We start from the raw sequence: 13568 nt of genomic DNA on the forward strand, positions 1-13568 counted from the left end.
AGCTTTTCATAACTTCCCGGCATGGAACGACATCGACTCGACGGCCGGATCAAGCTGCGCCATCTCCAATGCCTGCTCGCCGTGGCGCAACACGGCAGCCTGCAGCGCGCCGCCGAGGCGCTGTCCATTACCCAGCCCGCCGTCAGCAAGACGATTGCCGAGCTCGAGGGGCTCCTGGGCGTGCGCCTGTTCGATCGCGGACGCAACGGCGCGCGGCCGACGGCACAGGCCGAACTGTTCCTGCGCCACGCGGGCGCGAGCGTGAGCGCGCTGCGTCAGGGCATCGACGTGCTCTCGCGAGCGGTCGGCCAGACGGGCGGCGTGGTCGAGATCGCCGTGCTGCCCACGCTGGCGGCGGCCATGATGCCCGGCGTGCTCGCGACATTCCGCCGCGAGTGGCCCGGCATCGTCGTGCAGGTGCATACCGGCGCGAACCAGCAGCTCCTCGCGCAACTGAAGTCCGGACAGGTCGCGCTCGCGCTCGGTCGCATGTCGGACCCGGAGGGCATGGCCGGGCTCACGTTCGAGCACCTGTGCGCCACTCCGCTGTGCGTGGTCGTGCGTGCGTCGCATCCGCTCGCGCAACAGCGCAGCGTGTCGCTCGCCGACGTGGCCGGCTACCATGTGGTGCTGCCACCGCACGGCACGATCCTGCGCCACACGGCCGACAGCTTCCTGCGCGCGCACGGCGTCGGCGCGCTCGACGACTATTCCGAACTGCTGTCGATGTCGCTCGCGCGCGCGATGGCGCTGCACGACGACGTCGTCTGGATCGCCTCGGAAATCACCGTGCAGGACGACCTGGCGCAGGGTGTGCTGTGCGCCCTGCCCTTCGCCATGAAAGGCACCGAGGAGTCCATCGGCATTCTGTGGCGCAACGACACCTTGCCCACCCCGCCGGAGCAAACGCTTATCAGCGCCATGCGCGAGGCCGCTCGCCTGCGCTACGGCATGCCGGGGCTGCGCTGACATCCGCGCCGAAGGTCCGCATCGGGGTAGCCTCGGGGCCCCGCTCTCAGGCCTGTCCTCCAAGTCCGAGCATGCGCGCCGCGTTCGTCTTGAGCAGCAGCGGCCTGACCTCGTCGCGAAAGCCGGCCGTCTCGAAGTCGCGAAGCCAGCGATCGGGCGCGATCAGCGGGAAGTCCGAGCCGAACAGCATCTTCTCGCGCAGCAGCGAATTGGCATACTGGATCAGCTCCGGCGAAAAGTACTTCGGCGACCATCCCGACAGATCGATGTAGACGTTCGGCTTGTGCAGCGCGATGGACAGCGCCTGCGATTGCCAGGGCCACGACGGATGCGCGATGACGATGTTCATGTCGGGAAAGTCCGTCGCCACGTCGTCGAGGTGAATCGGCTCCGAGAACTTGAGCCGCAGACCGCCGCCGCCCGGCATGCCGGAGCCGATGCCCGAATGGCCGCTGTGGAAGACCGCCGTGAGCTTGTGCTCGGCGATCAGTTCGTACATCGGATACGCCATGCGGTCGTTCGCGAAGAATCCCTGCATGGTCGGATGGAACTTGAAGCCGCGCACACCGAACGTCTCGACGAGACGCCGCGCCTCGCGCACGCCCATGCGTCCCTTGTGCGGATCGATGCTCGCGAATGCGATCATGATGTCGGCGTTCTCCTGTGCAAATCCCGCGATCTCCTCGTTCGGAATGCGGCGACGGCCGATGTTCGCCTCGCAATCGACCGTAAACATCACGAAGCCGATGTTGCGCTCGCGATAATGCTCGATGGTCTGCGGAATCGTCGGGCGGCGGTTCTGCTTGAGCACCGTGCCGAAGTACTTGTCGGCGGCGTCGTCGAACGCCTTGCCGAACAGGTCCGGCGGCTGGCAGCACGACACCTCGGCGTGCACGTGCGTGTCGATGGCGACGAGTTTGTCGAGATTCATTCGGCCGTCTCCGGATCGGTCAGTTGTGCCGCGACGATCGCCATCGCGCACCGGGTCTGCGGCAGTTCGAACTTGAGCCAGTAGCGCGCGGCCCGGCACTTGGCGCGATCCGCCCTGCCGGCCGCAACTGCCGCGAGCGCGGCGTGCGCCCACAGTCCCGCCATGGACAGTCCATGCACCGAGCGCATCACTTCGCCCGCCACGCACAGCGCCGCGCGCGGCGACGTCCGCGTCAGCGCGAGCAGCGGTGCCATGAGCTGCGCCCACTCGTCCAGGCAGGCGAGCGCCGCATCGAACCCGCCGAGGCCCTCCAGACGGCGCGCCTCGGCGACTTGCGAGCGCGCCCATGACAGCCAGTGCGACAACGCGGCGCCGTCGTCCTTCGCAATCTTGCGCAGAAGAAGATCCACGGCCTGGATTTCGTTGGTGCCTTCGTAGATCATCGGGACGCGCGCGTCGCGCAGCACCTGCGAGATCCCCGTCTCTTCGATGTAACCGTAGCCGCCGAACACCTGCAGCGCGTCGCTCGCCCCGAGAAAAGCCCGCTCGGTGAGCATTGCTTTGACGACGGGCGTGAGCAGCGCCGCCAGGGCGTGGGCCTGCGCGCGGGCCTGCGCGGTCTGGGCGTGATGCGACTCGTCGACGGCAAGCGCGGCCCGATACAGCAACAGTCGCGCGCCTTCGACCGCCACGCGCTGCCCCTCGAGCAGCCGCCACACGGCCGGATGCTGCGCGATGGGTGCATCCGGCGCACCGTCGGCCACACGCGACTGCACGCGCTCATGGGCGTGGCGCAGCGCCATGTCGTAGGCGCGCTGCGCGAGGCCGACGCCCGACGCGCCGACATGCAGGCGCGCGGAGTTCATCATCGCGAACATCGCTTCGAGTCCGCGGTTGGGCGCGCCGACGAGATAGCCGATGGCGCCCTCGAACGCCATCGAACACGTGGCGCTGCCGCGAATGCCCATCTTGTGCTCGAGGCCCGTGCAGCGCACGGCGTTGCGCCGGCCGTCGGCCAGCACCTTGGGCGCGAGAAACAGCGAGAGCCCCGCGCTGCCGGCCGGGGCTCCGGGCGTGCGGGCCAGCACCAGATGCACGATATTGGGCGTGAGGTCGTGCTCACCGCCCGAGATGAAGATCTTCTCGCCGGTGATACGGGCCGTTTCGTGCGCGTCGTCGGCCCATTGCGCACGCGTGCGGATCCGGCCAAGGTCGCTGCCCGCGCCCGGTTCGGTCAGGCACATGGTCGCGAGCGTTTCGCCGCTGACCAACGGCCCGAGCCAGGCAGCCCGCAAGGCCTCGCTTCCGAAGCGATGCACGCACTCGTAGGCGCCATGCAGAATGCCGGGATACATGGTCCAGGCGAGGTTCGCCCCGGCGGTGAGCTCCTGCACCGCCACTTGCGCGACTACCGGCAGGCCTTGCCCGCCAAGCGACGGATCACACGGCAGCGACGGCCAGCCGGCCTCGCGATATCGCCGATAGGCGTCGGCAAAGCCGGCGGGCGTGCGCACCTCGCCGCCGTTGGTCTCGCGCCATGTGCAGCCCTCGCGCTCGCCCACGGCGTTGAGCGGCGCGAGCACGTCGCCCGCGAAGCGCGCGGCCTCGTCGACGACCTGCACGAGCGTTGCCGTGTCGAGTTCGCGCAACGGCGCGAGACGCGCGAGCGCTTCGCCCACGCCGAGCGTTTCCAGCACGAACGCAATGTCCTGCGCCGCGCTTTGCGATGCCGGGCTCGCCATGTCAGCGTCGGGCCGGCGCAAGAATGATGCGCGGGTCCTCCGTCTTGCCCGGCTGTGCCGCGTGCAGGGCATCGACCGCCGCGGCGCGGTGGTCCTGCACGGCCCGCTGGTTGATCGAGCCCTTGTCGGTCACCTCGCCGCGATCGAGCGACGGCGGCGTGTCGAGCAGCATGAGCCGCGCAACGTAGGTCGCGCTGCCGCCGGCAGTGGCATTGAGCCGCTCGAGCAGCGCCGAGAAGACGTCGCGCACGGCCGGCGAGGCGAGCACCTCGGCGAGCGGCGCGTCGGCGCCCAGTCCGCTCAGGCGACGGCAGTCCTCCACGCGCGGAAACACCATCAGACCGATGTCGGCCCGGTTGATGCCGGTGACGACGGCGTCCTGCACGTAGGGCGCCCCTTCCGAGATCACGCGCGCGCGCAGCGGACCCACGCTCACGAACGTGCCCGACGTGAGCTTGAAGTCCTCGGTAATGCGGCCGTCGAACTGCAGCCCGAGCTCCGGCTGCGCCACGTCGACAAACGTCGCGGCATCGCCCGTGCAGTAGTAGCCTTCCTCGTCGAACACGGGGTCCGTCGCCACATGGCGCCAGTAGCCCGCCATCACGTTCGGGCCGCGAAAGCGCACTTCGAGCTTGCCGCCGACCGGTGCGAGCTTGACCTCGCAGCCCGGCGCCGGCAGGCCGATGTAGCCCGCGCGCATGATCGGGCCCGTCGTGAACATGCAACTGGGCGACGTCTCGGTCATGCCCAGGCCGGACATGATCCGGATGCGCTCGCCGCAGTGCGCTTCGGTCACGCGCTCGAGCCGGTCCCACGCGGCCTGCGACAACCCCGCGCCGCCGAAGAAATAGAGATTCACGCGCGCGAAGAAACGCTCGCGCAACACGGCGTCCGTCTCCAGCGCGATGGCGAGATCTTCCCAGCCCTTGGGCACGTTGAAGTACACCGTGGGCGAAATCTCGCGCAGGTTGCGCAGTGTCTCCTCGAACTTGCCGGCCACGGGCTTGCCGTCGTCGATGTACAACGTGCCGCCGTTGTAGAGCGCGATGCCCACGTTGTGGCTGCCGCCGTAGGTGTGATTCCACGGCAGCCAGTCGACCAGTACGGGCGGTTGCTCGCCGAAAGTGGGAAACGTCTGCAGCAGCATCTGCTGGTTGCTGCACAACATGCGTTGCGTGGTGGGTACGGCCTTCGGCTGGCGCGTCGAGCCGGACGTGAACAGAATCTTCGCCACCGTGTCGGCGTTGACCCTGGCGTGATGCGCGTCGATGTCGCGCGGCGTGGTGTCGAGCAGCGCATCGAACGCGAGCGTGCCCTGCCCGCCCTGCGCCGAGACGCGGATCACCTCCGCGGGCAGCACCGCGTCCATCGCGCGGCCATAGGCGCTCGCGTCGCTCGCGTACACGAGCCCCGGCTGCAGCAGGTCCATCGTGTGCCGCAGCTTGCCGAAATCCGTCGACACGATCGAGTACGCCGGCGAAATTGGCGCGAAGGGCACGCCGGCCACCATGGCGCCGAGCGCGAGCTGGAAATGTTCGAGATCGTTGCCCGACAGGATGGCGATGGGGCGCTCCGGTGACAGCCCACGATCTCGCAGCGCCTGACCGATCGCACGCGCCCGCGAGAGCATCTGTGCGTAACTGATGCCGATCCACCGGCCGTCCGGGCCGCGCCGCGCAACGAGCCAGCGCTCGGGGTGACGCGCCGCACCGGACACGAGCCGGTCGGTGAGCCGCACGGGAAAGTCGCCCAGCGGCTCGCGCGAGCGCAGGTACCAGAACTCGCCGTCGCGCCGCACTTCGACGCCGGGGTTGCCGATGGTGACCCGGCGGTAGCGATGCCCGTCCGGGGCCGTGTTGTTGCCTTGGTTCAAAACACTGTCTCCTGCGTCGCCCGGGCGCGCCGCTCTCTCGGGAGCATTCGCGCGCGGGCGCATCCTCATTCGTCGTCGCGCCCGCAGGCGCCCTGGCGATCAGATCGGGTAATGGCGCGGTGTGGTCTGCACGGTGATCCAGCGCAGTTCGGTGAACTCGCCGATGGACGCCTTGCTGCCGAAGCGTCCGTAACCGCTGGCCTTCACGCCGCCGAACGGCATCTGCGCTTCGTCGTGCACCGTCGGGCCGTTGATGTGGCAGATGCCGGACTCGATTCTTCTGGCGAGTTGCATCGCGCGAGCCACGTCGCGACTGAAGATCGCCGCCGACAGGCCGAATTCGCTGTCGTTGGCCACGCGCACGGCGTCTTCGTCGCCGCTCACGCGCTCGATGGTGACCACCGGCCCGAACGACTCTTCGCGATACAGACGCATTGCGGGCGTCACGCCGTCGACGATGGTAGCCTGCATGATCGCGCCCTCCACGCGGCAGCCCAGCGGCAGGCGCGCGCCGTGCTCGCGCGCGTCCTCCACCAGCGCGGCGACACGCGAGGCCGCCTGTGCGCTCACCATCGCGCCGAGCACACTGTCGGGCGACGTGGGGGCGCCCGCGCGCAGCTTGGCTGCCTTGGCGGTGAGCTTCTCGACGAAGGCGTCGGCGATCTTCGCGTCGACGATCACACGCTCGGTCGACATGCAGATCTGCCCCTGATTGAAGAACGCGCCGAAGGCGATACCGTCGACGGCCGCATCCAGGTCGGCGTCGTCGAGCACGAGCACCGGCGCCTTGCCGCCGAGTTCGAGCAACGCCGGTTTCAGATGCTCGGCCGCCAGCCTCGCGATGATGCGGCCCACGTGCGTGGAGCCGGTGAAGTTCACGCGCCGCACCGCAGGGTGCGCGATGAGGTGCGCCACGATGTCGCCGGCATCCTGCGGCGCGTTCGTCACGACATTGACCACGCCATCGCCGAGGCCAGCCTCGTGCAGGCACGCGCCGATGAGCGCATGCACGCCGGGGCACTGCTCCGAGGCCTTGAGCACCACCGTGTTGCCGCAGGCAAGCGGCATGGCGAGCGCGCGCGTGGCGAGAATCACCGGGGCGTTCCACGGCGCGATGCCCAGCACCACGCCGACCGGGGAGCGCACGGCGAGCGCGAGGCTGCCCGGCACGTCGCTCGGAATCACGCTGCCGTCGATCTGCGTGGTCATCGCCGCCGCCTCGCGCAGCATGTTCGCGGCGAGCATGACGTTAAAGCCATACCAGTTGGCCATGGCCCCGGTCTCGGCCGCACCGATTGCGATGAACTCCGCCGCGCGCGCGTCCATGCACTCGGCCGCGGCAAGCAGGCGCTGGCGGCGTGCCGTGGGCGAGAGCGCCGCCCACGCCGGAAAGGCCGCCTGCGCGGCGTCGGCCGCGGCCTGCGCGTCGGCCAGCGTGGCCGCCGGCGCGCGGCTCGCCACCTCGCCCGTCACCGGATCGATCCGCTCGAACGTTGCGCCGCCCTGCGCGCCGCGCCACTGCCCGCCGATCAGCATCTGCACTTCATGCATTGCGCATTCTCCTTCGTCCCTTCATTGCACCGTTTGCCCGGTCGCTTTCCCGGGCTGCTTTCCCGGGCTACTTTGCCGGCTGCTTTCCCGGGCGCCGCATCAACGCTTGTAAGCCTGCAGCCCCGGCTTGATCGACTTGTCGTCGAGGAATTGCTTGAGGCCCTGCTCACGGCCATGCTCGGGGTCGCGCAACTGCGCCTGATCGAGCTTCGCGTACAGATAATCTTCGCACTGCTCCCACGTGAGCTCACGCGAGCGCTTGAAGCCGTGCTTGGCCGCACGCAGCACCACCGGGTTCTTTTCCAGCAATTTGGCCGCCAGCGCCAGCGTGGCTTCGCGCAGTTGCGCGAGCGGCACGCTCTGGTTGACGAGCCCCATCTCGGCGGCCTGCGCGCCGGTAAACGTGTCGCCGGTCATGATGTAGTGCAGCGCGCGACGGTGTCCCACGGTGTCGGCCATCGCCTTGCTCACCAGATTGCCCGGCGGAATGCCCCAGTTGATTTCCGACAGGCCGAACACGGCTTCGTCGGCGGCGATGGCCAGATCGCATGCCACCAGCGGCGAGAAACCGCCGCCGAAGCACCAGCCGTTGACCATCGCGATGGTGGGCTTCGCGTACATGCGCAGGCGGCGCCACTGCCAGTCGGACGCGTCGCGGCGAACGCGCTCCTGCACGATTTCCGGGCCGCCGTCGATCTCGCGGAAATACTCCTTCAGGTCCATGCCGGCCGTCCACGCCGCGCCCGCGCCGGTCAGCACGATCACTTTGGCGTCGGCGTCGAGTTCGAGCGCGTCGAGCACCTGGTTCATCTCGGCGTTGAGCGTCGGGCTCATCGCGTTGCGCTTGTCCGGGCGGTTGAAAGTGACCCAGCCAATGCCGTCCTGCACCTTCACGTCGATCGTTTTCCAGCGTCCTTCGTATGCATTCATTTGCGTAATTCCCAAGTGTCCTGAATTTCCTGCACCGCGCGCCGGAAGTGACGCGCGGCGTTGCCAACAGTCACATTTAATATCAGGAAACCTTACATTACAAGCCCGATGTCTTCAGTAAAAACCCTGATCCGGAAAAAATCAGAACGTGTGGCGCATGCCGAGCATCACCCCGGTCTGGCCCGTGCCGGCCGGCGGCGTGGTGCCGCCACCGCCGCCGCTCACGGAGTACGCCGCGCGCGCGCTGTTGAACAGATAGGCGGCCTGCGCGTAGACGGCGGTGCGCACCGAGAACGAATACGTCGCACGCAGCGTGGTCATGGTGCCGCGCGTGTCGTGGTCGCTGTTGATGATGCGATAGACCTCGCCGTCGACGAGCCATGCCGGCGTAACGTTATAGGCGGCGCCCAGATAGAACAGGTCCGAGTGCGTGTTGACTGCCGACGTGGAGACGCGCCGGCCGAGCCAGCCGCCGCCGACCTTGAGCGCGCCGTACTTGTAGTACGCGCCGAGCGTCGTGCGCGTGTCCTTGTCGCTGCTGCTGGTGAAGGCGGACGTCGGCTGACCGTCGAAGAAGTTGGCCGCCGCGTTGGTGCCGCCGCGCTGCTCCTCATACGACGCCGCAACGCCGAAGTTGCTCGCGTCGTACTTGAGCATCACCGACCAGTCGCGGCACTGCACCGCCTGTCCGGGCACCTGGCCCGCGCATGTGCCCTGTCCCGGCGAGTTGCCGGTGCCGCCGGAGTCGCGGCCGAACGAATAGCCCACGCCGAAGGTCAGCCCCTGCCAGCCGACCTGGTAAGTGACCGAGTTGTCGGCACGGGCGTTCGGAATGTACGCGTCGAACGAGCCCATGCCGTAGATGTCCGGGCCGAGCACGTCCGAGCCCAGCAGCGCGTAGTAGGTCATCGTGTACTGACGGCCGAACGCGAGCGTGCCGTAGGGGCCCTTCACGCCGACGAACGCCTGACGGCCGAACAGGCGGCCGCCCTGCCCGAGGTCGCCGCCGCGCACGTTGAAACCGCTCTCGAGCTGGAAGATGGCCGACAGGCCGCCGCCGAGGTCTTCGCTGCCGCGCAGGCCCCAACGCGACGGCAGTTCGCCGGTCACGCCCGGCATGCGCCACACCGCGCCGTTTGCGCTCGCGTGCGACACGTACTCGATGCCGGTGTCGACAATGCCGTACATCGTGACGTTCGACTGCGCGCGCGCCATGCCGGGCGCGGCCAGCGCGGCGCAAGCGGCGAAGGCGCCGAGCGCCAGGGCGCCCTTGCGCGAAGGAGCGAAGCGAAAAGAGCGAAGTGCCATGAAAGTCTCCTGGTTATCGATTTAGTTATGTGTCTCGCCGGCCGAGCATGGATGCCGTGCCGGCAGTTCAAAGCCCGAGCGCGCGGGCGCGTGCTCAAGAAAAAAACGCGACGGGGCGAGTAAGCGCCATCCGTCGCATGCAAGCGAAGCCGACCGCGATGAAGCCCGGTCAGTCGGCCGCGCGGGGACGACGGATCAGCGTGAGCGCGGCGAGCGCCGCCACGATGGTGACCGGGATGCTCGCACCGATCACCACCGCCGCGCTGCTGCCCACGGCGAGCAGCATGCCCGCCGCGAGCGGGCCGACCACCGAACCGATGCGCCCGATCGCGACGGCGGCGCCCACGCCCGTGCCGCGCATGGCCGTCGGGTAGTAGGCCGCGGCGAGGGCGTACAGCACGGACTGGCCGCCAATGATGAACATGCCCGCGAAAAATGCCGCCGTGGCGAGCACGCCGAAGCCGTGTGCGGCGGCCAGACCGACGAGCGAAGCGATCATGCCGAGGTACATGCCGCCGATCACGAGCGACATGCGTGCGCGGTCCATCAGGTAGCCGAGCAACAGCACGCCCACGGCGCTGCCCACGTTGAAGAGGATCTGCACCCAGCCGATCTCGCCGCGCGCCAGTCCTCGCGAGCCCATGAGCGACGGCAGCCAATTGAGCAGGAAGTACAGCACGATGAGCGTGCAGAAATAGGACAGCCACAGTTGCACCGTCGAGATACCGCGCCCTTCGGAGAAGAGCACCGACATCATGGGCGCGGGCGTGGCGCGCTGCCCCTGCGCGGTGGCCGCCGCGAAGGCGCGAGACTCGGGCAGCCAGATCGCGAGCAGCGGCAACAGCAGCAGCGGGCCGACGCCGCCGACGTAGAAGATGTGGCGCCAATCCGCCTCGCTTACCGTGAGCATGCCGATGGTCGCCGCGATGCCGCCGCCCAGCGGAATGCCGCAGTACATGATGCTCACCGCCGTGCCGCGCAGGCGCGGCGCAACCGCCTCCGAGGACAGTGCGATCAGGTTCGGCATTGCGCCGCCCAGGCCGATGCCCGTGAGCACGCGCACGATCACCAGCATCCAGAAGTCCGATACGAACGCCGTGGCGATCGACAGCACGCCGAAAAGCGCCGCAGACAGCATCAGCACGCGCTTGCGGCCGATGCTGTCTGCCAGGCGCCCGCCGACCATCGCCCCCGGCAGCAGACCGAAGGTGCCCGCCGAAAAGGCAATGCCCATCTGGGCGACGCTCAGGCCGAACTCCCGGGCCATGCCTCGCGCGGCCACGCCGACCGACTGCAGGTCGAGGCCCTCGAGCAGTGCCACCGCAAAACACAGCGCCAGCGTGAGCGCGACCGGACTCGACGCACTGCCGGCGCCCTCGGCCCCCAATGGCAACGCCTGCGCGCTGCCGTCCCGATTCGATTCCATGGTGTCTCCTGTACTCTTCTTGATGGACGTCGGCTGCCGCCTGTCGCTGGCGGCACCTGATGCGCCGTTGCCGGCATCGGGCGACGAGACGATGTACATTCGCCAATCAATCAGGTTATTAATCAGGAAACCTGATATTAACGGCATGCGCATCGCAACTGGGACGAGGCCGCACGAAGGGCTCGCCGTCTTCGTCTTGCGATATCACCGGGATTCGGTCGCTTTCACTCGTGCGCGTCTTCCCTGCGCGCGACGGACTCCATTTAATATCAAGCTACCTGACAAAACAAGCAATCGGCGGGTCGGGACAAACCCGGAGTCGGGCGAGGCGGTACGGCCATGAGGTCCGAGCCGGTGGAGGGGGAGGTTCAGTCGCGCAGGTTCCGGACGAACAGTTCGAGATGGCGCTGCACGGCGGCGGCGTCCTCGCGGCTGACGCCGGCGCGCATGCGTGCGTCGATCTCCTTCGCGACGGCCTCGCATTGCGCGAGCACCCGACGGCCTTCGTCGGTCAGTTGCAGCAGCACGATGCGGCCGTGATTGGGGTCGGGCTCGCGCGTGATCCACTGGCGCGCGGCCATGACGCTCACCACTTCGTTGGCCGATTGCGGTGTGATGAACGAGCGTTGCGCGAGCTGCGCATTGGAGAGCTTGCCGCGGGCGTCGAGCACCGACAGCGCCGTGAACTGCGCGAGCGTGAGGCCGAGCGGCGCGAGCGCCTCGGTCATGTGGCGGCGCAGCAGCCGGTCCAGGCTCGCGATGACGTAGGTGAGCCGCAGCTTGGAGCGGCGCGGACGGGCGTCTGCCGCATCGGCCGCCGGACGCGGGACGTAGGCGCCGGCGTCATGCGCGCCGCGCGCGTCGTTCGTCTCGGCATCTGGCGCGCCGGCGACGGATTGTTGGGATTCGGGGACGGCAGCCGGTTTCTTTTTCTGGGATGCGACGCTCATGGGCTAAAGGCGAGAATGCGCGATCTTCGCGAATGCGGAAAGTGAGCAGTGTAACGCCGCCGCTGCGTGGCGGCGACATTCGCCGCGATGCCTGCGTCCTGCGTGCAGCGCCGCAGTTGCCCACGTCCGATCGCGCCTTCGACGCGAGACGCGTCGCAGCCCGGCTCAGCCGGCGAGCTTGCGGAACGTCTCGAGCACCGCCTCGCCCTTGAACGGCTTGACGATCCAGCCCTTCACGCCGGCGGCCTTGCCGCGCTCCTTCATGGCCGGGCTGCTCTCGGTGGTGAGCATCACGACGTTGACGGTCGTGTTCGCGAGCTCGCCGCGAATCTTCTCGACCATCGTCAGGCCGTCCATGTTGGGCATGTTCACGTCGCTGATGACGAGCTTCACGCCGGGACTCGCCTTGATTTTGGCCAGGCCGTCCTTGCCGTCGACGGCCGTGTCCACGTCCAAGCCGTTCCTGCGCAGAAAGCCCGCGACTTCGTCGCGCACGGTGCTCGAATCGTCGACCACGAGAATCTTAGCCATGGTGTTGTCCTTGTGTGTGTGAGTGATGGGTGAGCAAGCCGGGGCCTCAGAACAGTTCGAGCGCCCCGGTCTCGACAGTCCCGGCGCTCGCCTGCGCCGCTTCGCGGAACGCTTCGGGCGACCAGTTGAGACTGAACACGAAATGCTGATGCAGCGTGACGACGCGGCCGTCGACCGGATCGGTGAACCGGTAGACGAAACACAGCTGCGGGTTGTCGGTGCCGAACGAGATGTACTTCTGCTTGTGGTTGATGAGCAGCGGCACCTGCACCTGCATGCGGTCGACCGTTGCCGGATCGCCCATGTAACGATTTCTGAACGCCCCCCAGATGAGGTTCGTCAGTTCGCCGAGCATACCGTTGAGCTCGCGAAAGCCGGCCTGCCCCTCGCAGCGGCCGGTGTGCTCCAGCAATTGCATGAACGGCACCTGCTCGGCCTGCATCATCATGTAGCCGCGGCACCAGGCGCTCTCGAGCGGGATCAGGCTGAACACTTCACCGAAGATGATGCGATCGCGCACCACGCTCGGGGGCTCGCACGACAGCGCGATATCGCCGAACAGACCGCGAAACACGCCTTCGGTGATGTCGATCATGCCGCGCACGAGCGCTTCGGGATATTCGTGCTCGACGCTGTCGTCCAGGATCAGAAACTGGCTGACCGACTCGCGGGGGGTGCTTCGGTTCATTGTCGTATTTCCTTGCCAAGTCGTAATTCGGTGTTGGGCGATGCCGGGCGACCCGCCCGGCGCCGATCGGGCCGCCGCCCGGGCGTGGGAGGCCGTGCGCTCAGAACATCTCGAGCTCGCCGCTGCTGTCCTGCGTCCCGGCGACGTCGGCGTGAAAGTCGAGCGGCGCGTGCGCGCACACGCACAGCGTGGCCGCGAGCCGCACCGAGCCCGCGAAGGTGATTTCCCACGACGCCAGATGATTCGGCTTGAGCTGCATGAGGTACGGCACGCAGCGCGCGCTCAGCACATAGGGCGTGGACATGCCAAGGTCGGGGAAATAATTGAGCAGCTCCTGGTTGATCGCGCCGCAGCACAGGTTGCTGATCTCGAGAAACACTTCGCGAAACGGCTTGTCCCCGGCGTCGCCGCAGAAGTACGCCGCGGTCGTCTCGTCTTCGTCGAAATGCAGCACGAGCAGCATGCGAAAGCCGATCGACGAGATCGTGAGCACCACCACGTTGGCGTAGCGGGCTGCCAGATCGGCGCTGTCCCGCGCGTCGTGGCTCGTACCGATCGGCACGATCTCGCACACGTCGTGCTCGGCGCGGGCAAGCCGGGTGCGCGCGGCCTTGTGGAGAATGCGTTCGAAACTGTCGCGTGCGTGAGCGCTGATCACAACGAAACCTG

Annotated in this window: 12 protein-coding genes; 1 reads left to right on the top strand and 11 read right to left on the bottom strand. The window is 67.9% G+C overall.

The window, feature by feature from the left end; genetic code table 11:
• Positions 1–21: 21 nt before the first annotated feature.
• Entirely contained in the window at positions 22–969 is a 948-nt protein-coding gene (gene pcaQ, locus CDN36_RS19200; RefSeq protein ID WP_150557245.1) for a pca operon transcription factor PcaQ, read from the top strand.
• Positions 970–1015: 46 nt separating this feature from the next.
• Here pcaQ and CDN36_RS19205 read toward each other — a convergent pair whose 3' ends face one another.
• The 11 genes from CDN36_RS19205 to CDN36_RS19255 all read right to left on the bottom strand — a co-directional run bounded on the left by CDN36_RS19205 (position 1016) and on the right by CDN36_RS19255 (position 13557).
• Positions 1016–1900: an amidohydrolase family protein gene (locus CDN36_RS19205; RefSeq protein WP_150557244.1), complete on the bottom strand. Its 885-nt coding sequence runs from the start codon at positions 1898–1900 to the stop codon at positions 1016–1018.
• On the bottom strand, positions 1897–3642 hold the full coding sequence (locus CDN36_RS19210; protein ID WP_150557243.1) for an acyl-CoA dehydrogenase family protein: 1746 nt from the start codon (positions 3640–3642) through the stop codon (positions 1897–1899). The genes CDN36_RS19205 and CDN36_RS19210 overlap by 4 nt, the downstream gene beginning before the upstream one ends.
• 1 nt (position 3643) lies before the next feature.
• On the bottom strand, positions 3644–5578 hold the full coding sequence (locus tag CDN36_RS19215; protein ID WP_502920392.1) for a feruloyl-CoA synthase: 1935 nt from the start codon (positions 5576–5578) through the stop codon (positions 3644–3646).
• A 36-nt stretch (positions 5579–5614) separates the two neighbouring features.
• Complete coding sequence (locus CDN36_RS19220) at positions 5615–7066, bottom strand: aldehyde dehydrogenase (protein ID WP_150557242.1); 1452 nt, start codon at positions 7064–7066, stop codon at positions 5615–5617.
• Between the two features lie 99 nt (positions 7067–7165).
• Positions 7166–7996, bottom strand: coding sequence for a p-hydroxycinnamoyl CoA hydratase/lyase (locus CDN36_RS19225; protein WP_150557241.1), 831 nt, complete (start codon positions 7994–7996; stop codon positions 7166–7168).
• 141 nt (positions 7997–8137) lie between these two features.
• Positions 8138–9304, bottom strand: a complete 1167-nt coding sequence (locus CDN36_RS19230) for a porin (protein WP_287497645.1) — start codon at positions 9302–9304, stop codon at positions 8138–8140.
• Between the two features lie 169 nt (positions 9305–9473).
• On the bottom strand, positions 9474–10730 hold the full coding sequence (gene mhpT / locus CDN36_RS19235) for a 3-(3-hydroxy-phenyl)propionate transporter MhpT (RefSeq protein WP_287497646.1): 1257 nt from the start codon (positions 10728–10730) through the stop codon (positions 9474–9476).
• 368 nt (positions 10731–11098) lie between these two features.
• Positions 11099–11680 (bottom strand): MarR family winged helix-turn-helix transcriptional regulator, encoded by a 582-nt coding sequence (locus CDN36_RS19240; protein ID WP_353846871.1) that lies wholly within the window; start codon positions 11678–11680, stop codon positions 11099–11101.
• Between the two features lie 165 nt (positions 11681–11845).
• On the bottom strand, positions 11846–12211 hold the full coding sequence (locus tag CDN36_RS19245) for a response regulator (protein ID WP_150557239.1): 366 nt from the start codon (positions 12209–12211) through the stop codon (positions 11846–11848).
• Positions 12212–12257: 46 nt separating this feature from the next.
• On the bottom strand, positions 12258–12899 hold the full coding sequence (locus CDN36_RS19250) for a chemotaxis protein CheX (RefSeq protein WP_287497647.1): 642 nt from the start codon (positions 12897–12899) through the stop codon (positions 12258–12260).
• 100 nt (positions 12900–12999) lie between these two features.
• A complete protein-coding gene (locus CDN36_RS19255) occupies positions 13000–13557 on the bottom strand; it encodes a hypothetical protein (RefSeq protein WP_287497648.1) in 558 nt (185 codons plus the stop codon).
• Between the last annotated feature and the right edge of the window lie 11 nt (positions 13558–13568).

The organism is Pandoraea sp. CB10b_02 (assembly GCF_002216225.1).
In the GTDB taxonomy this organism is placed as follows: Bacteria; Pseudomonadota; Gammaproteobacteria; order Burkholderiales; family Burkholderiaceae; genus Pandoraea; species Pandoraea nosoerga.

Bases quoted from the DNA above. Each gene is read 5' to 3' on its own strand.
- CDN36_RS19230 (WP_287497645.1), bottom strand. From the start codon at position 9,304: ATGGCACTTCGCTCTTTTCGCTTCGCTCCTTCGCGCAAGGGCGCCCTG.
- mhpT (WP_287497646.1), bottom strand. From the start codon at position 10,730: ATGGAATCGAATCGGGACGGCAGCGCGCAGGCGTTGCCATTGGGGGCC.
- CDN36_RS19210 (WP_150557243.1), bottom strand. From the start codon at position 3,642: ATGGCGAGCCCGGCATCGCAAAGCGCGGCGCAGGACATTGCGTTCGTG.
- CDN36_RS19220 (WP_150557242.1), bottom strand. From the start codon at position 7,066: ATGCATGAAGTGCAGATGCTGATCGGCGGGCAGTGGCGCGGCGCGCAG.
- CDN36_RS19245 (WP_150557239.1), bottom strand. From the start codon at position 12,211: ATGGCTAAGATTCTCGTGGTCGACGATTCGAGCACCGTGCGCGACGAA.
- CDN36_RS19215 (WP_502920392.1), bottom strand. From the start codon at position 5,578: ATGCGCCCGCGCGCGAATGCTCCCGAGAGAGCGGCGCGCCCGGGCGAC.
- CDN36_RS19225 (WP_150557241.1), bottom strand. From the start codon at position 7,996: ATGAATGCATACGAAGGACGCTGGAAAACGATCGACGTGAAGGTGCAG.
- pcaQ (WP_150557245.1), top strand. From the start codon at position 22: ATGGAACGACATCGACTCGACGGCCGGATCAAGCTGCGCCATCTCCAA.
- CDN36_RS19205 (WP_150557244.1), bottom strand. From the start codon at position 1,900: ATGAATCTCGACAAACTCGTCGCCATCGACACGCACGTGCACGCCGAG.
- CDN36_RS19250 (WP_287497647.1), bottom strand. From the start codon at position 12,899: ATGAACCGAAGCACCCCCCGCGAGTCGGTCAGCCAGTTTCTGATCCTG.
- CDN36_RS19240 (WP_353846871.1), bottom strand. From the start codon at position 11,680: ATGAGCGTCGCATCCCAGAAAAAGAAACCGGCTGCCGTCCCCGAATCC.